This window comes from Micromonospora sp. AMSO31t (assembly GCF_008868175.1).
In the GTDB taxonomy this organism is placed as follows: domain Bacteria; phylum Actinomycetota; class Actinomycetes; order Mycobacteriales; family Micromonosporaceae; genus Micromonospora.
In genome coordinates, this window is record NZ_WBKT01000037.1 from 1 (window position 1) to 18,132 (window position 18,132).

Below are 18,132 nucleotides of genomic sequence, written 5' to 3' on the forward strand. Positions count from 1 at the left end.
CATCCCCGTCCTCCCCCGGCCCGACCCCGTCGAGCGGCACTCCGGGGCCGAGCAGCCCGGCGCCCAGCGGCTCCGCGTCCACCGACCCCGGGTCGCCACCGGCAAGCCCCACGGGTACGACGACGCCGGTCCCCTCCTGACGGCCGCCGCCGTGGACCGGCCAACGTGCTGCCGCGGCCCGGGGGGTCAGGATCGGCAGGGGAAGCTACTCTTCGCGCAGGTCACTCCGGTGTTGTACGCGTCGTTGAAGTGCGTGTAGTAGGCGTCGTAGAGCGGGTGCGTGCTGCCGCTCTCGGGGGCCATCTTGACGAAGATCTCGTCGTTCTCGTTCAGCGCGTCCTGCGTCCAGTTCTGCGAGCCGGTGTAGACGCGGTACTGGTACGCGCTGCCGTATCGGCCGTAGGCCGCGAAGAACTTGTCGTGCACCTTGTCCTTGCGGCGAATGGACACTCCGGCGTCGAGCAGTTGGTTGTAGACCGACTGGCTCATCGCGATCCCGCCGTCGGCGTTCGTACCGATGACCATCCAGACCTTGCACCCGGCGGCGCGGAACCGACTGACCAGGCTGACGATCTGCGGGCGTCCGGTGGTGACCGCCGCCATGCCGACGCGCAGCCGGCAGTCGGCGTCCGGGGTCAGGTCGTTGAGCCGGGTGGCGATGGTGTCGGTCTGCCCCGCTCCTTCGGGTGAGGCGTAGGCGTCGGCTGCGGTCGCCTGGTAGTAGCCCCGGCCGGACGCGGAGTCGTAGTAGTCGTTGCCGCTGTAGTGCCGCCGGTTCCACAGGTCGGTGAAGTTCGCGTTCAGGCCGGCGGCGAGCGCCGCGTCGCCGTAGACGGTGATGGCGTTGTTGAACGCGTCGGGGCCGGTGGCGTAGGTGAGGTTGCTCGACCCGAACCAGACGACGTTGCCGCGGGCGACGCCGTTCGGATCGGTGGTGCTGGAGAAGGTGACCAGCTTGGTGTGCATGTCCCCCGCGGCGCTGGTGCTGATGCAGCCGTGACCGCCGCTGCTGTTCAGGCAGAACTGGTGGCTGGCCAGCTGCTTGATCGTGATGATGGCCGGGTCCGTCGAGGTCGCGTTCTTGCCGTCGAGGACCACCAGCACGGTGACGCCGCGGGTCTGGGCCCGCACCAGCGCGTCGGCCACCGAGTCGACGCTGAGGGAGTGGATGGCCGCCCGGATCGTGGCCCCGGCCGGTGTGGCGTCGATGAGCCGTTGCAGCTCGGTGATGATGGTGTAGTCGCGCCCCGCGGTCGGGTTGCTGAAGTGCGCCCACACCGGGTAGCCAGCCAGGGTCGCCGATGCCGCGGACACCTCCGCCGGTGCTGCCGTGGCCGCCGGCACCCCGCCCGGCGACACCGCCAGCGCCCCCGTGAGCAGAGAACACACCAGCGTGCGACGGACCGCGGCACTCACCCGACTGATATTCATGGATAGGCATCGTTGGAGGAAACCTTCCGTAAGTCAATGCCTGTTGGCATGATTCTCCGCAGGCGCCCTTGCGTACGTCCAGATCGTGACGCCACGGAGGTGGATGATGGTCGGATCCAGCCGGCATGCGAGCCGCACCGCGCCCGCCCGGGTGCTCGCGTCGCTGTGTGCGGCCGTGGTCGCTGCGGCGGCCTTCGGATGGACCGCCCCCGCGGCGGAGGCGCGCGCCTCCCAGCGCCAGGACCTCCGGGCCTCCAGCGCATCTCTGTTCGCCGTCAACATCGATCCCAGCAACGAGGCGGCCTGGCCGCAGTCGCCGCCCTCCCGACTCGCGGACGAAGGATTCCGCGGGGTCCGGTTCGTGTCCCGGCAATGGATTCAGCCGCGTATCGACGAGCTGAAACAGGCTGGTCTCCAGGTCATGGCGGTGGTCACCGACGAGTCGGGCGGCTACGTGCCGTGGAACGCCGACTACCTCCAGATCGGCAACGAGCCGGACCTTCCCGGCACCTACCTGTCACCATCGGAGTACGCCGACACGTGGGTGCTGTACCGCAACACGTACCCGCAGTTCGCCGGCCGGTTCGTGATGGCCGGTCTGGCCTCGGGCGGGCAGAACGCCGTCAACTACGCCGCCGCGGTGTTCGCCGCGATCGGCGGCCGCGCTCCCCTGCCCGACCTCGTCGCCGTCCACCCGTACGCGAAGACCAGCGGGCAGGCCGCAGGCGACTTCGACCAGATGTGGAACGCCGTCGGTCGTCCGGTGGTCGCCACCGAGTGGCACAACGAGGACGACACCTGGAACTTCCAGTGCATGCTCGCCGGCCGGTCGAGCGTCTGGAACTCGGTCTTCTCCTACACCGACGCGATGGTCCCCGGTTTCGGGCTCCGCGACGGGGCCGGAAACCCGAAGCCCTTCTACTACTCCCTGCTGTCCGCTCCGGAGTCCTGCCGGTAGTCCTCGTTGAACGCCTTCGCCGTCCGCCGCCCTATTCGGGGCGCTCGGCGGCCAAGCCGGTACACCGCTGTGCGGTGGCGAGCTTGTCGAGGATGCGTTGCCTGCCAGCCCCGGTGGCCGGAACCGGCTGGCCGCTGGCGGAGACCGTCGCCGCAACGAAGCGGCGGTCCACCACCGCCCGGCCGCGCACGACCAGGTTGAGCACCCCGGAGTCCGTGCTGTGCGAATTGGCGTACCAGAGGAAGTTGCCCAGTCCGTAGTGCACGTAGGTCCGGCCCAGCCAGCCGTCGGCCAGCAGCGTGTGTGCGTGTGCACCGACCAGGATGTCGGCGCCGGCCTCGGACAGCCTTCGGGCGAACGTTTTCATCTCGCCGATCGGGCACGAATTGCCCTCGACGCCCCAGTGCATGAAGACGATGACCAGGTCGGCCCGCTCCCGCGCCGAACGCACCGCGGCGGTGGCCCGGGCGGGATCGAACGCCATCGCCACCCCTGATCGGGTGTCCGTCGCCCGCCACGACCCGGCCAGGTCGTGCACCTGTGACATGCCGAGCACCGCGATCCGCAGCCCTCGCACCGTGGTGAGCCAGGGCGCGTAGGCCGCGTCGGCGTCGCGGCCCGCGCCGAACACCGGGTACCGGGTCTCCGCCGCCGCGTCGAGGGTGTCGGTGAGCCCCTGCCGGCCGTAGTCGAGGATGTGATTGTTGGCGATCGACACGGCGTCGACCCCGGCCGCGCGCAGCGCCGCGAAGGCGGCCTTCGGGGCCCGGAAGTGGTACGTCTTCGGCTGCGGGGTGCCCCGGTCGGTCACCGCCGTCTCCAGGTTGACCAGCGTGACGTCGGCGTCGCGCAGCATCGGAGTGATCGGGCCGAAAGCCGTCTCCGGATCGTCGAGCAGGCGCAGGGTGCGGCCGGTGAAGTGGATGTCACCGGCGAAGGCCAACCGCACCTCGACCGGAGCGTTGGGCACCGGCGTCGTGGTGGCGGCCGGCGTCGGACCAAGCGTGGCCCCGCGCCAGACCGGCGCCGGGTCGGTCGATCCGGCGGCGCATCCGGCCAGCCCGACGCCGACCGCGACCGCCGTCAGCGCCGCCAGCCAGGAACGCGCCGTCCTGCGAATCACCGGCCGAGGGTACGCGCTCCGAGCGATGCCCGGTGACCCGGCGGCCACCACCACAGAACTCGACCACGACGCCCTGCTGGACGCCGTCAGGGCACGGAAACCCTCGCCGGATGCACGCTCGCGGTTCGGCAGCCGCTGCGCGCCTATTTGAGGGTCGCTGGCGCCTTGAGGTCGAGACGGGCCCGGGCTCGGGCCATACGAATGGCGGCGGTCAAGGTGGTGATGTCGTAGGCGCCGTAGTGGCGGCGGCCGTTGATGAAGAAGGTCGGGGTCCCGGACACTCCGCTGTTGTCGGCCGAGTCGATGTCGCTTTCGATGCGGCCGGCGTGGGCGTGACTTGTCAGATCGTCGTGGAAGCGTTCCTGATCAAGGCCGAGGTCGCCGGCGTATTTGAGCAGATCAATGATGTTCAGCTTGTCCTGGTGGTCGAGCAGCAGGTCGTGCATCTGCCAGAACCTGCCCTGAGCGGCCGCTGCTTCGGCCGCCTCGGCCGCCAGCCGGGCTTGCGGGTGCACGTCTTGCAGAGGCAGGTGACGCCACACGAAACGCAGGTCGGCGTGGCCCAGCAACTGCCGGACGGCTGGCTCGGCCTTCCCGCAGTACGGGCACTGGAAGTCGCCGTACTGCACCAGCGTCACCGACGCATCGGCTGGGCCGCGGACGTGGTCCTGCTTCTCGTCGACGTCCGGGATGAGGTCGATCAGCTCCGTCATGTCGCCGAAGAGCGCCCGGGTGCGCTTGTCCTTGGGCAACATGTTGGTGACGCGGAACGCGGTCCAGGTCAGCGCTGAGGACACGATCGCGGCGCTGAGCAGCCCGACTTTGGCCTCGGCCAGTTGGTCGCCGGCGAAGGCCAGGCTGGCGATCAGCAGCGACACCGTGAAGCTGACCCCGGCGATCGTGCCGCTGCCGAGCACGCCCGCCCAGCCCACGGCCGGACGGATGCGGCCGTGCGAGATCCAGGTGAGCCCGGCCGACGTGCCGATCACGGCGAGCGGCTTGCCGACGACATACCCGAGCAGTACGCCCCAGGTGACGGGCGACGCGAACGCCTGGGCCAGGAACGGACCGTCGATGCTGATGCCGGCGTTGGCCAGGCCGAACAGCGGCACGATCACGTAGCTGGACCAAGGGTGGTAGATGCGCTGAAGGCGGTCGTTGGGCGACAGCGTGTTCGCGAGGCCGAGCGAAGCCGTACGCGCGAGCTTGGGCGTCGGCTGCTCACGGAACGACCGGAACAGCCCGCTGACCTGCTCGAGCTCAGCGCGGCCGGGAGAGTAGGCGAACGCGGTCAACCCGATGGCCAGTCCGGCCACCACCGGGTCGACTCCGCTCACCAACAGCGCGCCCCACATCACGACGGCGACCGGCGCGTACGCCGAGCCACGTCGGACGCCGGCCGCGCGGATGGCCAGCATGACCGCGAACGCCGCTACGGCCACCACGATGGGCGTCATCTTGATGTCGTCGCTGTAGACGAGGGCGATGACGATGAGTGCGATCACGTCGTCGACCACGAACACGGTGAGCAGGAAGATCCGGACCTGGTCGGGCACGCCGCGGCCGAGCAGTGCCAGCAGGCCCAACGCGAGGGCCGTGTCGGTCGACATAGCCACGCCCCAGCCATGCGCGCCCGGCCCGCCGTGGTTGACCGCCAGGAAGATCAGCACCGGGATCAGCATGCCGATCACGCCGGCCACGGCGGGCAGCAGGAAACGTCGCCGGTCGCGTAGGTCGCCGAGGTCGGACTCGCGCCGCGTCTCAAGGCCGACGACCAGAAAGAACAGCGTCATCAAGCCGCTGTTGATCCAGGTGTGCAGGTCGCGGGAGAGCTCGAGGTGCCCGAGGCGTAGGGACAGTTGGGTACGCCAGACGGCCTCGTAGGAGCCGAGGTCGATGTTGGCCCAGAGCAGCGCGGCGACGATGGCGGCCACGAGCACGCCGGCGCTGCCGGACTCAGTCCGCACGAAGGCTCGCAGCGGTGCCGCCAGGTTCCGCTTCCAGATCGTTCGGCCGCTCATCTTGGTTTCGGTCACACGTCACCTTCCGGCGCGCTGGCCGGGCCAGCGCCTGATCTCAGCGCGGCCCGACGAACTGTGTCCTCACGCTCCATGCGAACTGGATCAGCAGGGTCACCGGGGACTTCTCGGCGATGTCATGCATCACCTTCAAGTCGTCGGGGTCAGGATCCTCGCTCAGCGTGATCGTGCGCTGCAGGTAGCGCTCCGCGCCTTCCTGCTGGGGTTCGTGGTAGTCGATCTCGACGTGATGTCACCGGCGGTGTCGTACTTGTAGTCGACGTACTGCCGCAGCGTCTGAGCAGTGCACGACGCGAGCGCCATCAACAGGTACTCCGTCGGCGTCGGGCCGTCGCCGAGCGCGCCGTTGTGCGGTTCATCGGCGACGAACGTGAAGCCGTGGGTGGTCAGGTCCGTGCGCCGGCGTTCGGTGGCCGGAAGGACAGCTCGGGCGGATGCGACGACACGATCCTGATTGGTTTCCATCAGCCGCGCCTTCCTGTGGATCCTGGTGGTGACGGTCCAGGTACACGGATCGAGCAGCAGCCGAGGCGCCGTCTGGGCGGGGGCTGCGGCCGGGCGTATCACCCCGCGACCGGGTACCTCCGCACGCTATCCTCCCCCGGACCTGATAGTCCAGTTAACGGCTCGCCGCCAGGGACCGCGCAGTCCTCGATAACCATTACCTGTTGGATGTTACGCTGCACCTAGGACCAAGGGCCCCCCGCTGGACCTGGTCAGCGCAAACCCGATGATGGACTCGTTAGTCCGTGAAGGCTAGGATTGCTGTCGTTCACGCATCAGGGCGGCGATCGTCGTCGCCTCCCCCGTCGCAGCGCCCGCGGCCCGGCCGGCGCCTGACCAGTCGACGCTCGTCGGGCGTGCTGAAGGGCCCATTGGCCGCCATCGATCTCCAGGCTGCTCGCACACGCCGTGACCAGCATGATCACGATGAAGAGGGCTCGATTAGCGGGTCGGCTCGCCGGACGGCTCCGAGAGGTACGACTTGATGTGTTCCAGCGCCATGTCCAGCGCAACTTCCATGGGTGCGACGTTGTGCGCGGCGTTCGCCAGCAAGTAGCCGCCCTGCAGAGCCGCCATCAGCCCTGTGGCCAACTTCTCCGGGTCTGCGTCCTGGCGCAGTGCACCGCTGTCCCGCATCCGGTGCAGACCATCACTGATCAGCTTTTCCCATGCCGCGAATGTCTCCAGCAGCATCGATCGAGCCTGCTCATCTTGATCGGACAGCTCGACCGCCATCGACCCGAGGCCGCACCCGTATCTGCCGTTGTTCAGCGAGTTGGCCTGGACCAGCGCGTTGCGCCACCGGACCAGTCCCGAGAACGATCGCAGTCGTTCGAGCCCTCCGCGCTCGCGCTGAAGCACCAGCGCGCCTCGATATTTGACCAACGCTCGCACGAGTTCCTGCTTGTCGGCGAAGTGGTGGTAAAGCTGGGACTTGCTGGTCTGGCTTGCCTCGCGGACGTCGTCAAGGGTCGTCGCGTTAACTCCGCGCACGAACATCAGCCGGTTCGCCGCCTCGAGGATCCGCTCTCGGGTCGCGATGCCCCGTTGACTGATCCTCCGCCGATTCGTCGGCGCAGCCACCTGCTCGTCGCTCATCGGTCAAGTGTATCCAGCGCGCCAGATGATCCCCTGGAAAATGGGACCTTGAAGTCCGTTCGGCACCATGCGGCATTCCCGTCATGGTTTATGGCGATCACGTACGCGGCCAGTTTGGCTGAACGGGCGACATCTCCGCGAGATCATCCACGGGGTGCGTCTTTCCCGGACTCTTCGGTCCTCGCCGTGCCGGCGCTACCGCTCAGGCCGCCGGCCCGGGTCGGCGCGCGGACCTCGGGGTCCGCGCGCCGGAGGTGTCAGGCGGTCGCCCGCTTCGGGAGCTTCCACCCGGGGCGGGGAAAGTGGCAGGTGTAACCGTTGGGGTAGGTCTGCAGGTAGTTCTGGTGCTCGGGCTCAGCCTCCCAGAAGTCGCCTGCCGGGGTGACCTCGGTGACGACCTTGCCGGGCCACAGGCCCGAGGCGTCGACGTCGGCGATCGTGTCCTCGGCGACCCGCTTCTGCTCGTCGCTGGTGTAGAAGATCGCCGAGCGGTAGCTGGTGCCGATGTCGTTGCCCTGGCGGTCCTTCGTCGAGGGGTCGTGGATCTGGAAGAAGAACTCAAGCAGCGCGCGGAAGTCGGTCTTCTCGGTGTCGTAGACGACCTCAATGGACTCGGCGTGGGTTCCGTGGTTGCGGTAGGTGGCGTTCGGGACGTCGCCGCCGCTGTAGCCGACGCGCGTGGAAACGATGCCGGGCTGGCGGCGGAACAGCTCCTCCATCCCCCAGAAGCAGCCGCCGGCGAGGATCGCCTTTTCGGTGGTCACGTCGTCTCCCTACTTGTCGTCGGTGTCGGTGTTGGTGTGTCACTCGTGAACAGGGTGCGGTATTCGCCGTACCCGGCGTTCTCCAGGTCGTCGAGGTGGATGAACCGCACTGACGCCGTGTTGATGCAGTAGCGCAGTCCAGCCCTGTCGCCGGGACCGTCGTCGAAGACGTGTCCGAGGTGGCTGTTCCCGTGCAGCGAGCGGGCCTCAGTCCGGATCATCCCGTGGCTTCCCGGTTCTTGTGGTACTGGGCCTGCTCGTGCACAGCTCTCCGTTCCCGGCCTTTCGGCGCGAAGTTGAGGAATCAGGGGAAACGTGCCCTATGTACCGGTTGCGTCCTCGTGGGGCCCCCGATGTCTGGACCAGATGGTCCGGGGACTGCACCCGGAAGCGGCTGGCCGGGTGCCCTAATCTGGCATATCACCTGGGCTGCATTGCTGCCACTGTAACATTCGCTCGGCCTCGTAACTGGACTTGACGGACCAGTTCGACCGCGACTAGGTTCGTGGCCGCCGGCTGGGAAGACGATCCTCCGCGTTCGTCGTGAGCGACACGCGCCCATCGATGCACCCGACGGGCCGGCGCTGTCCAGACCGGCCCGCTGCGTCCGGCAACCCCTGGCATCAGATGTCGAAACGGGCTCTCCCTGCCTGCAACCTCTGCGCCGAAGAGACAAATGACCGAGGAGACAGTTCCCATGAAAGCGATCGTGGTGACGGACCAGGCTGCGGGGATGGCCGGGATGAGGCTGGTCGAGCGGCCTGAGCCGGAACCGGCGCTGAACGACGTCGTTGTTCAGGTTCATGCGTCGGGGTTCACTCCGGGTGAGCTGACGTGGCCCTCGACCTGGACCGATCGACTTGGCCGGGACCGGACGCCGTCGATCCCTGGGCACGAGTTGGCCGGAGTGGTCAGCGCTCTCGGGTATGGCACGAGGGGACTGTCTGTGGGACAGCGGGTGTTCGGCCTCACCGACTGGAACCGCGACGGCACCCTGGCGGAGTACGCCGCCGTCGAGGCACGCAACCTCGCGCCGCTGCCCGGCGACGTCGACTTCACGGTGGGCGCGAGCCTGCCGATTTCAGGCCTGACCGCGTGGCAGGGACTGTTCGTGCACGGCCGCTTCCAGGCGGGGCAGAGCGTCCTCGTACATGGTGCGGCCGGTGGAGTCGGCTCGATGGTGACCCAGCTCGCCAAGGAGGCCGGCGCCTACGTCATCGGCACCGGACGTGCCGCCGACCGCCAGACCGCGCTCGACTTCGGCGCGCAGGAGTTCGTCGACCTCGACAACGACACCCTGGAAGACATCGCCGGCGTCGATCTGGTTTTTGACGTGATCGGTGGTGACATCCAGAAGCGTTCTGCGGGTCTGGTCCGGGCCGGCGGAACGCTGGTGACCATTGCTGGCCCGCCCGAAGCGCAGCCGGCGGACGGCCTGACGGTTGATTTCGTTGTCGAGGCCGATCGCGCGCAACTGGGTGAGGTCGTCCAGCGGATCAGGGATGGGCGGCTGCGGACGAACATCGGCACGGTCGCGGCCCTCGACGACGCCGTCGCCGCCTTCAACCCGACGGAGCGGGTCAAGGGAAAGACGATCGTCCGCGTTCGCTCGTAAGGAACCCAGGGCGAGGAGTACGTCGATGGCCTTCACCCGTCGACGACATGCGGCTGGGCGAGACGACTACTTCCACGACCCGGGAGCGATCTGATGACCATCAACGAAGGCGCACCCTCCATGACCGACGCTGCCGAGCCGACCCGCTACGCCTTCGCGTACCCGGCCGAGGCCGGATACCCCGATGAGAAGGGCACCCTCGACCAGGACCAGGCTGTCCTCGTCGACGAGGTGATCGGCGAGCCCCACGCCCGCGCGTTTGACCTGCACGTCGTCAACGACGAGAAACTCGGCATCTACGACGCCATCGTCGGGGACCGAGAGGTGGCCGGACTGACCTACAACGTCGCCGGAAACAACCGACTCGTGCTGCTGGCCACCTCGGTGATCCCCGAGTTCCGCAAACAGGGCATCGCCACCGAGCTGATCCGACGCGTCCTGGACGACGTGCGTGCGCAACGCAAGACGGTCACCACCAGGTGCCCGATCGTGCGCACCTTCATCGAGCACAACCCCGAGTACGCCGACCTCATCGACCGCGAGCACCCGGGAGCAACCCGGGGTCGCACCCACCTGCCCTGAGCCCCACCTGCCAACGACCTGGGTTGACCCCGCCTACCGGCGCAACCGGATGGCCACGATCATTCGGGTCCATCCGTGCGGGCGCGGACAGACGGGGACTGGTACTGAGAGAGGTAGTCAGATGAAAGCGATCGTGGGGACGGACCGGGCCGCCGGAACGGCGGGGATGTCGCTGGTGGAACGGCCCGAGCCGGACGCGGCGAGGCTCGCCAGCCTTGAGGGCGCGAACTACGGCGATGTCGTCGTTGCCGTTCATGCGTCGGGATTCACCGGGAATGAGCTGGAGTGGCCGTCGACCTGGATCGACCGCCTCGGCCGTGACCGGACGCCGTCGATCCCGGGCCACGAGGTGGCCGGGGTAGTCACCGCTCTCAGCTATGGAACAACGGGGTTGTCGGTGGGACAGCGGGTGTTCGGCCTGACGGACTGGACTCGCGACGGCACGCTGGCGGAATATGTCGTGGTCGAGGCGCGCAACCTTGCGCCGCTGCCGGGCGACGTTGACTTCACGGTGGGCGCCGGCGTCGCGATGGCGGGCCTGACCGCGTGGCAGGGGCTGTTCGATCACGGCCGCCTCCGGGAGGGGCAGAGCGTCCTGGTGCACGGCGCGGCCGGTGCAGTCGGTTCGATGGCGACGCAGCTCGCCCGTCAGGCCGGCGCCCACGTCATCGGCACCGGACGTGCCAGCGGCCGGCGGACCGCGGTCGACTTCGGCGCGCACGAGTTCGTCGACCTCGATGACGACACCCTGGAAGACGTCGGCGGAGTCGATCTGGTCTTCGATGTCATCGGCGGCGACATCCAGAAGCGGTCCGCGGGTCTGGTTCGAGACGGAGGAACACTGGTGACCGTCACCGGGCCGCCGGAGGCGCGGTCCGGTGACGGCCTGGCGATCGACTTCGTTGTCGTGTCCGACCGCGCCCAGCTGGGTGAGATCGCCCGGCGGGTCCGGGACGGACGCGTGCGAACGAACATCGGCACCGTGGCGGCCCTCGACGACGCCGTCGCCGCCCTCAACCCGACCGAGCGGACCAAGGGGAAGACGGTCATCCGCGTTCGTCCATGAGGACCCGGGGGCAGCGATCGAGCGCCTCCTGGATCAACGTCAGCTACGTGGTCGGGGTCGGACGACTCGTAGGGCACATCTCAGCGGACCGGTCGAGTGTCTGCGCGCACCCACCCGAAGCCTCCAGAGACTCTGGGGCCGGTTCAGACCAAGGACAAGGCACGTATCGATGCAACACACGGCACCAGTGATCAACCAAACTCGCCAGGGCGGGACGTTCCGGCTGGCCTTCTTATCCGCGGTGGTCGCCCTGGTGGCCACGTTTGCCGCGTCGGCCGCGCCGATCCCCCCGTTCAACGTCTACCGGGCTGAGGACGGGTTCACCAACGCCGGCATCTCGATGGCCGTCGTCACCACCGCCGTTGGCACGATCGCCGCACTGTTGGTGCTGGGGCGACTGTCCAATCATCTGGGCCGACGGCGCACCGCGATCGCCAGTCTCGGCCTGCTCCTGCTGGGCTGTCTGCTGCTGCTGAACGTGCACGACATCGACACCCTGCTGGCCGGCCGGCTACTGATGGGGGTCGGTACCGGCTTGGCCAGCAGCAGCCTCACCTCCTACATCGTCGACGCCGCACCCACCAGGCCGGAGTGGTTGGCCGCCGTCGCCTCCAGCCAGGGACCCATGCTCGGCCTCACCCTCGGTGCCATCGCCTCCGGCGCCCTGGTCCAGTTCGGTCCCTGGCCTCGCGACCTCATCTACCTGGTTTGCGCCGGTCTCCTCGTACTGTCCGCCGCACTCATCGTCATCAGCCCGGAAACCGCAACGCCGACGCCGGGCGCTTGGCGATCACTGTTACCGCGGGTCCGCGTATCGGCCCGGGTCAGGCATCTGCTCCCCGTCGCGGCAGCGGTGTTCCTGGCCACCTGGGCGACCGGGGCCTTCTACCAGGCCTTCGTGCCCGCGCTGGTCGAGGACCAGCTCCACACTCACAGCCCGCTCGTCCTCGGGCTGGTGTTCGCCGCCTACATGGCCCCCAGCGTTCTCGGCGCTCCCCTCGGCGGCCGTTTCACATCGGCGGCGGCCCAACGCCTCGGCATGATCATCTTCTTGGCCGGGTGGATCGGCAACATTACCGCGATCGCCATCGGCACACTGGCGTTGTTCATCGCCGCAACCATGGTCGCCGGCGCCGGTCAAGGCATCGCCATCAGCGCCGCCACCCGCGGCCTGCTGCACGACAGCACTCTGGCCGACCGGGCACCGATCTTCAGCGTTGTCTACGTCCTCTGCTACAGCGGCGCCGCCTTCCCCAGCCTCATCTCCGGGGAACTCTCGAACACCTTCGCGCTACCGCAGATCGTCCTCGGATACGGCGGACTTGCCATCGTCGCCGCCCTGCTCACTCTCCTCGCTGCACGCAACCCGCACATCGGCACGGCCAGGAACAGCCGCCATGGTGAGCTGGTCAAGGTGATCGACAGGAACACCTGATGACCAACTGGACAACCGACGGGCTCGGCTGGATCGGAAGCTCCCCCGTCTGGGCGCCATCGGGCCGACGCCGTCCGTGGCCTCAGCGCCCGCTGGTCGTGTCCCGCGTGGTGCGGGTGGCGATGAGGTCCGGCGCTGGCTCAGCTCTACAAAGGCGTAACCCGCCGTGGCCGAAGCGATGCCCCGATGTCGTTTGGTCTCGTGTGGCCTCGAGCTGCGGCGTAACGACACGTGGAAGGGTGAGCCGATGAGCAGTGAAGGACAGGCACTGGTAGCCGAGGAGCTGATCGACAGCCTCGATCATGGCCGCTTCGAGCTCTACCGCGACAGCAAGCTGGTCGGCTGGCTCTACTACACCCACCTGAAGCCCAACCGGTACGCCCTCCGGCACACCGAAGTCGAGTCCAGTCATCAACACCAGGGCGTGGCGGGCGCGATGGTGCGGCGGGTACTCGACGAGATCCGCTCCCGCGAGGGCACCATCACCGCGATCTGCCCCTTCGTGGTCGACTACCTCTCGCGAACGACCACCTATGCCGATCTGGTCGATGCCCGGCACCCCGGCTACTCGGATCGTGCTGCTGCCGAGTCGGCGCGGAGGAAGGCCGGCGGCTGAGACTACGGGCCCCGTGCCGGAGACCCGCGAGTCGCCGCAGTCAAGCATGGGTCGCTTTACGCTCCGAGCGCGCTGCCGAGAGGCTTACCGGTGGCGGGCGGCGTGCAGCGAATCGGCAGCCGTCAGGAGAGCGGCGCCGAGGAGCACCGTGTCCTTCAACACGAATTGCCCCAGCAGGGAAAGGCTCAAGATCCCCTGTCTTTCCTGCCGAGCCTCGGGCGTCGTGGCCAGGAAGCTGAGCGTGGTGAGGAACATCCCGACCGCCCCGAAGCTACCGATCGCCGACGCTCTGGGCGCAAGCGGCTTGGCGGCGATCAGAGAGCCCACGGTGATCTCCGCGACCCCGATGAGTCGGTTGAGCTTCTGGGCGCCCAACTTCTCGCGGAACCGCGAGAACAGCGGACTCGAGGTGACCAGGGGTTCGTCATTCTCGACCTCGTACTGCTTGAACTTGAGCGCACCGATCCACAAGATGTTCGTCGCCAGTGCGGAGCGCAGGACCGAGAGGCCTACGGATGCGAGGCCATCGGCCGAGGCGTGTCGTGTGCCCATCGCTCGCTCCTAGTCGCTGTGTCGACGGTCGGCGTGCTGGCGACCATTACCCGCTTGGACCCGCCACACGCACCGAGGGCGCGGCGCTTATCACCATGCTGACGTCCCACCGGGCAGGTGGAAGGCCAGATCTGTACAGGTCGGCCGCGACGGGTGATGTCAGGCACGGATGTCAGCTCGCCTCTGTGGCCGGCTTCATGCTCGCCTCGCATGCTCCCCGCCGGGGCAAACGGACCGAACCTATGGCTGCCGCCGGCTGGCGACGAACCCGACATGCTTGGCCTCGGCGGTCTCCGCCGGACGACCGCCGCGCGCTGCTGCCCCGGAGCCCCCGATTCAGCGCGCTTATGAGCCGAAGGGGCAAGGGTTACGGAAGTCCCACGGGCGCGCTGCCGAACCGCCAGATAATGCGGGAGACGGCCTGCGGCTCATCCCCAGGGGCGGCCGGCGGGCTGATCGACATGCGGTCGGGAGGGAGCAGCAGTCGGATGAGCACCATGCACGCCGTGAGAGCCCACACCAGAGGCGGGCCGGAGCAGCTCGTGTACGAGGAGACGCCGCGGCCTGAGCCGGGGCCTGGTGAGGTGTTGGTGGCCGTGAAGGCTGCTTCCATGACACCCACCGAGCTCACCTGGCCGCAGACGTGGACGCACAGCTCGGACGGGTCAGGACCTGAGCGCACTCCGATCATCCCGTCGCATGAGTTCTCCGGCGTCGTCGCGGCGTGCGGGGCGGGGGTGGAGAGCCCCGCCGAGGGGGAGGCCGTCTACGGGTTGATCCCTTTCACCCGCGATGGTGCGGCCGCCGAGTACGTCACCCTGCCCGCGACCGTCCTGGCGGCCAAACCCGCCAGCGTTGACCACGACCACGCCGCAGCGCTCCCACTGGCCGCGTTGAGTGCCTGGCAGGCCCTCGTCGACCACGCCGACCTGCAGGCCGGTCAGCACGTGCTGGTGCAGGGCGGCGCCGGCGGCGTGGGGATCTACGTGGTGCAACTCGCGGCCGGTCTCGGTGCTCGCGTCAGCGCCACGGCGGCGGCGGCCGACCTGGAATTCGTCAAAGGTCTGGGTGCCGAGCAGGTCATCGACTATGCGCACGACCGCTTCGAGGAGCACGTTCGCGACGTCGACGTGGTCGTTGATCTTGTTGGCGGAGCCACGCAGTCACGGTCCTGGTCGGTCCTGAAACCGGGCGGTGTGCTGGTCACCCTCGTCACCCCACCCGATGAGCAGGAAGCCGCCCGGCACGGCGTCCGCGGGGTGTACTTCATCGTCGAGGCCGACCAGAACGCGTTGCGTTCCATCGCCGAGCTCGTCGATAACGGCCGGTTGAGGCCGGTGCTGGACCGCGTGCTGCCCCTCAGTGAGACGCGCTCCGGTTACGAGGCGCTCGAGACGGCCAAACGCCGCGGGAAGATCGTCATCCACGTCGCTGACTAGTCGCTGCCGTCGGTGCCGCTGCGGGCACCTGCTGCCCGCTGTTCGTGGGGGCAGCGACGGGGTGATCGCCCGTTACCCTGCACGCTGCCTGATTCTCACCCCATCGGTACGTTTCCGGGCGCCCTGACCGGGTAGCACGGGCCATGCCTGGTCTGTCACTGGTGACGGTCGGCGCCAGCCTGGTGCCGGCCGATCCGGCACAGCTGCTGCCGGCGCGCGAGCAGATGGCCTTCACCCTCGGCTTCCACATCATCCTGGTGCCGTTCGGGGTGGCCTTCACCTTCCTGATGCTGATCGCGAACGCCCGCGGCATTCGCCGGAAGGACGAGACCGCGCTGCTGCTGGCCCGCCGCTGGTCGCAGGTGGCGGCGGTGCTGTTCGCCGTCGGCGCGGTGTCCGGGACGGTGCTGTCGTTCGAGCTCGGGCTGCTCTGGCCGCGACTGATGGGCACCTACGGCGCGGCGTTCGGCATCCCGTTCGCGATCGAGGGTCTCTTCTTCTTCCTGGAGGCGATCTTCGTCGCCATCTACGTCTTCGGGTGGCAGCGGATGCGGCCATGGCCGCACTTCTGGACCGGTGTGCCGGTGGTGCTGTCCGGGATCGGCGGCACGCTGTCGGTGGTCGCCGCGAACGCGTGGATGAACCAGCCGGGCGGATTCACCATGCGAGACGGCAAGATCGTGGAGGTCCGTCCGCTGGAGGTGATCTTCAACGGGGCGTTCGGGTTCGAGGCCATCCACATGTTGCTGGCCGCGTACATGGTCGCCGGGTTCGTCGTCGCCGGCGTGTACGCCGCCGGGATGCTGCGCGGCCGCCGCGACCGGTACCACCGGCTCGGCCTGGCGATACCGCTGACCGTCGCGGCTCTGGTCACCCCGCTGCAGATCGTCGTCGGCGACATCGCCGCGCGGGAGGTCTACCGGAACGAGCCGGCGAAGTTCGCCGCGATCGAGGCCGTCCCGACCACGGGCACCCACGTGCCGGAGGTGCTGGGCGGCTACTACGCGAACGGGAAGGTGCACGGCGGCATCAAGATTCCCTCGGGGGCGTCGCTGCTGTCCGGCTACTCGCCGTCCACCCGCATCCAGGGCCTGGACGCCATCCCCGCCGAGGTGCGACCACCGGACCGCCTGGTCGCGATCGTCCACCTGAGCTTCGACGTCATGGTCGGCATCGGCACGGCGCTGCTGGGCCTCTCCGCCTGGTACGCCCTGGCCTGGTGGCGCCGCCGCGACCTGCCGCGCAGCAGATGGTTCCTGCGGGCGACCGCGATCAGCGGCGTGCTCGCGGTGGTGGCGTTGGAGGCCGGCTGGGTGGTCACCGAGGTCGGCCGGCAGCCGTGGACGGTCGTCGGTCACCTCCTCACCCGGGACGCGGTCACCACGTCCGGCAATCTGTGGCTGTTCTTCGCCGCCACCGTCGCGCTGTACGTCGCGGTCGGCGCCACCACCGTGTACGTCCTGCGGCTGCTGCGCCGCCGTTGGCGCGACCAGGGCGGGGCGACCGAGACGGACGTGCCCTACGGCCCCTCTCGGTCCTCGCAGTCCGCGCCCGCGGGAGGGCAGGGGTGAGTACCTTCGCCGCCGTCGTGCTGTTCATCGGGGTCACCGCCTATGCCGTGCTCGGGGGCGCGGACTATGGCGCCGGGTTCTGGGATCTCACTGCCGGTGGCGCGCGACGTGGGCGAAACTCACGGCACCTGATCGACCAGACGTTGGCGCCGGTGTGGGAGGCCAACCACGTGTGGCTGATCTTCTGCCTGGTGATGCTCTGGACCGGCTTCCCGTCCGCGTTCGCCGCGATCATGACCACCCTCTACATTCCGCTGGGCCTCGCCGCCCTGGGCATCGTTGTCCGCGGCAGCGGGTTCGCGTTCCGGAAGGTGGTGGTGAAGACCGACCAGCAGCGGGCGACCGGGGCGGCGTTCGCCACCTCGTCGGTGATCACGCCGTTCTTCCTCGGCACGGTCGCCGGTGGCATCGCCTCCGGGCGCGTGCCCGCCGACGGGCACGGCGATCCCGTGACGAGCTGGGTCAACCCGACGTCGCTGCTCGGTGGGGTGCTCGCGGTCGGGGTGTGCGCGTTCGTCGCCGCGGTGTTCCTCACCGCCGAAGCCCGTACGCGCGCTGACGCCCGCCTGGAGGTCTGGTTCCGCCGGCGGGCCCAGGCCAGCGCCGTGGCGACCGGCGCCGTGGCGCTGGCGGGGATCGCCATCCTGCACGCCGACGCAGGACGCCTGTTCGACGGGCTGACCGGCCGCGGCCTGCCGTTGGTGCTGGTCTCCGCGGCATGCGGGCTGGCCAGTCTCGCACTGCTGCATCGGGCGGTGCCGCGGTTGCTGCAGGCGCTCGCCGTCGGCGCGGCCGGCACGGTGGTGGCCGGCTGGGGCGTCGCGCAGTACCCGTACCTGCTGGGCACCCACCTACGCATCGGCGAGGCCGCGGCTCCCGACGCCACCCTGGCATCGCTCACTCTCGTCGCCGCCGCGGCGCTCCTGCTCGTGGTGCCGGCCATGGCACTGCTGTTCGTCCTGCACCAGCGCGGTCGTCTGGACACCACCTGACTCAGTTCACGCCGGCGCCGTACCGGACGGCGGTACGAGACCGGGCGGCCACAGCCGGTGGTCCGGCGCCCAGGAGCGCCTCGACCACCTCAGGGATTGTCCTCGCCGACCATTTTGGGGCGGTGAAGGGGCACGTCGGTCACGTCACCGGCACGGTGGATCCACGCGTCGCAGGCGCAGGCAGGTTCCCAATCGTCTTCGGTTCCATCTGTCACCGCTCTTGGTTGGCCCGTGACGTGGTGCGGCCATCCCGGCCGCGCACCCCCGCGAATGAAGGTTCGGCAAAGGAGTATGGCCGAGACAGCCACCGCACTAGCGTGAGCGCTGACGGTAGTAGCGCGCGGCAC

The 18,132-nt window shown here is 68.8% G+C and carries 15 protein-coding genes and 2 pseudogenes; 9 read left to right on the plus strand and 8 right to left on the minus strand.

Going from position 1 to position 18,132, the window contains the following annotated elements; all coding sequences use genetic code 11:
- Positions 1-186: 186 nt before the first annotated feature.
- Entirely contained in the window at positions 187-1,416 is a 1,230-nt protein-coding gene (locus tag F8274_RS11410) for a phosphatidylserine/phosphatidylglycerophosphate/cardiolipin synthase family protein (protein ID WP_225853725.1), read from the minus strand.
- Between the two features lie 118 nt (positions 1,417-1,534).
- Between F8274_RS11410 and F8274_RS11415 the strand changes: the two genes are divergently transcribed.
- On the plus strand, positions 1,535-2,389 hold the full coding sequence (locus F8274_RS11415; RefSeq protein ID WP_151462272.1) for a glycosyl hydrolase: 855 nt from the start codon (positions 1,535-1,537) through the stop codon (positions 2,387-2,389).
- A gap of 31 nt (positions 2,390-2,420) precedes the next feature.
- On the opposite strand, the gene F8274_RS11420 is transcribed toward F8274_RS11415, so the two are convergent.
- From F8274_RS11420 to F8274_RS11445, 6 genes and pseudogenes are all read right to left on the minus strand, one after another.
- Positions 2,421-3,512 (minus strand): CapA family protein, encoded by a 1,092-nt coding sequence (locus F8274_RS11420; RefSeq protein WP_192579789.1) that lies wholly within the window; start codon positions 3,510-3,512, stop codon positions 2,421-2,423.
- A 150-nt stretch (positions 3,513-3,662) separates the two neighbouring features.
- Positions 3,663-5,533 (minus strand): annotated as a pseudogene (gene nhaA / locus F8274_RS11425) (Na+/H+ antiporter NhaA); the annotation flags it as partial.
- 174 nt (positions 5,534-5,707) lie between these two features.
- The gene (locus F8274_RS11430; protein WP_225853727.1) at positions 5,708-6,016 is read right to left on the minus strand and encodes an OsmC family protein; all 309 of its coding nucleotides are present in this window, start codon (positions 6,014-6,016) and stop codon (positions 5,708-5,710) included.
- A gap of 480 nt (positions 6,017-6,496) precedes the next feature.
- Positions 6,497-7,153, minus strand: coding sequence for a TetR/AcrR family transcriptional regulator (locus F8274_RS11435; RefSeq protein ID WP_151462274.1), 657 nt, complete (start codon positions 7,151-7,153; stop codon positions 6,497-6,499).
- Between the two features lie 257 nt (positions 7,154-7,410).
- Positions 7,411-7,917, minus strand: coding sequence for a peptide-methionine (S)-S-oxide reductase MsrA (gene msrA, locus F8274_RS11440; protein ID WP_151462275.1), 507 nt, complete (start codon positions 7,915-7,917; stop codon positions 7,411-7,413).
- Positions 7,914-8,147: pseudogene (locus F8274_RS11445) on the minus strand (peptide-methionine (R)-S-oxide reductase); the annotation flags it as partial. The gene msrA and the pseudogene F8274_RS11445, both read right to left, overlap by 4 nt.
- A gap of 467 nt (positions 8,148-8,614) precedes the next feature.
- Between F8274_RS11445 and F8274_RS11450 the strand changes: the two are divergent.
- From F8274_RS11450 to F8274_RS11470, 5 genes are all read left to right on the plus strand, one after another.
- A complete protein-coding gene (locus F8274_RS11450) occupies positions 8,615-9,532 on the plus strand; it encodes an NADP-dependent oxidoreductase (RefSeq protein ID WP_151462277.1) in 918 nt (305 codons plus the stop codon).
- Positions 9,533-9,625: 93 nt separating this feature from the next.
- Complete coding sequence (locus F8274_RS11455) at positions 9,626-10,114, plus strand: GNAT family N-acetyltransferase (protein ID WP_151462278.1); 489 nt, start codon at positions 9,626-9,628, stop codon at positions 10,112-10,114.
- Between the two features lie 121 nt (positions 10,115-10,235).
- On the plus strand, positions 10,236-11,180 hold the full coding sequence (locus tag F8274_RS11460) for an NADP-dependent oxidoreductase (RefSeq protein ID WP_151462279.1): 945 nt from the start codon (positions 10,236-10,238) through the stop codon (positions 11,178-11,180).
- A 187-nt stretch (positions 11,181-11,367) separates the two neighbouring features.
- Positions 11,368-12,615, plus strand: coding sequence for an MFS transporter (locus F8274_RS11465; protein WP_225853728.1), 1,248 nt, complete (start codon positions 11,368-11,370; stop codon positions 12,613-12,615).
- Positions 12,616-12,862: 247 nt separating this feature from the next.
- Positions 12,863-13,231, plus strand: a complete 369-nt coding sequence (locus F8274_RS11470; RefSeq protein ID WP_192579790.1) for a GNAT family N-acetyltransferase — start codon at positions 12,863-12,865, stop codon at positions 13,229-13,231.
- An 84-nt stretch (positions 13,232-13,315) separates the two neighbouring features.
- On the opposite strand, the gene F8274_RS11475 is transcribed toward F8274_RS11470, so the two are convergent.
- Positions 13,316-13,783, minus strand: a complete 468-nt coding sequence (locus F8274_RS11475) for a YkgB family protein (protein WP_151462282.1) — start codon at positions 13,781-13,783, stop codon at positions 13,316-13,318.
- A gap of 488 nt (positions 13,784-14,271) precedes the next feature.
- Between F8274_RS11475 and F8274_RS11480 the strand changes: the two genes are divergently transcribed.
- From F8274_RS11480 to F8274_RS11490, 3 genes are all read left to right on the plus strand, one after another.
- Positions 14,272-15,222: an NADP-dependent oxidoreductase gene (locus F8274_RS11480; protein ID WP_225853729.1), complete on the plus strand. Its 951-nt coding sequence runs from the start codon at positions 14,272-14,274 to the stop codon at positions 15,220-15,222.
- Between the two features lie 143 nt (positions 15,223-15,365).
- On the plus strand, positions 15,366-16,793 hold the full coding sequence (locus tag F8274_RS11485) for a cytochrome ubiquinol oxidase subunit I (RefSeq protein WP_151462283.1): 1,428 nt from the start codon (positions 15,366-15,368) through the stop codon (positions 16,791-16,793).
- A complete protein-coding gene (locus tag F8274_RS11490; RefSeq protein ID WP_151462284.1) occupies positions 16,790-17,785 on the plus strand; it encodes a cytochrome d ubiquinol oxidase subunit II in 996 nt (331 codons plus the stop codon). Before F8274_RS11485 ends, F8274_RS11490 begins: the two co-directional genes overlap by 4 nt.
- Positions 17,786-18,132 lie beyond the last annotated feature (347 nt).

Coding starts and splice junctions, on each gene's coding strand:
- F8274_RS11415 (WP_151462272.1), top strand. CDS start 1,535: ATGATGGTCGGATCCAGCCGGCATGCGAGCCGCACCGCGCCCGCCCGG.
- F8274_RS11430 (WP_225853727.1), bottom strand. CDS start 6,016: ATGGAAACCAATCAGGATCGTGTCGTCGCATCCGCCCGAGCTGTCCTT.
- F8274_RS11435 (WP_151462274.1), bottom strand. CDS start 7,153: ATGAGCGACGAGCAGGTGGCTGCGCCGACGAATCGGCGGAGGATCAGT.
- F8274_RS11450 (WP_151462277.1), top strand. CDS start 8,615: ATGAAAGCGATCGTGGTGACGGACCAGGCTGCGGGGATGGCCGGGATG.
- F8274_RS11455 (WP_151462278.1), top strand. CDS start 9,626: ATGACCATCAACGAAGGCGCACCCTCCATGACCGACGCTGCCGAGCCG.
- F8274_RS11460 (WP_151462279.1), top strand. CDS start 10,236: ATGAAAGCGATCGTGGGGACGGACCGGGCCGCCGGAACGGCGGGGATG.
- F8274_RS11470 (WP_192579790.1), top strand. CDS start 12,863: ATGAGCAGTGAAGGACAGGCACTGGTAGCCGAGGAGCTGATCGACAGC.
- F8274_RS11475 (WP_151462282.1), bottom strand. CDS start 13,783: ATGGGCACACGACACGCCTCGGCCGATGGCCTCGCATCCGTAGGCCTC.
- F8274_RS11480 (WP_225853729.1), top strand. CDS start 14,272: ATGAGCACCATGCACGCCGTGAGAGCCCACACCAGAGGCGGGCCGGAG.
- F8274_RS11485 (WP_151462283.1), top strand. CDS start 15,366: ATGCCTGGTCTGTCACTGGTGACGGTCGGCGCCAGCCTGGTGCCGGCC.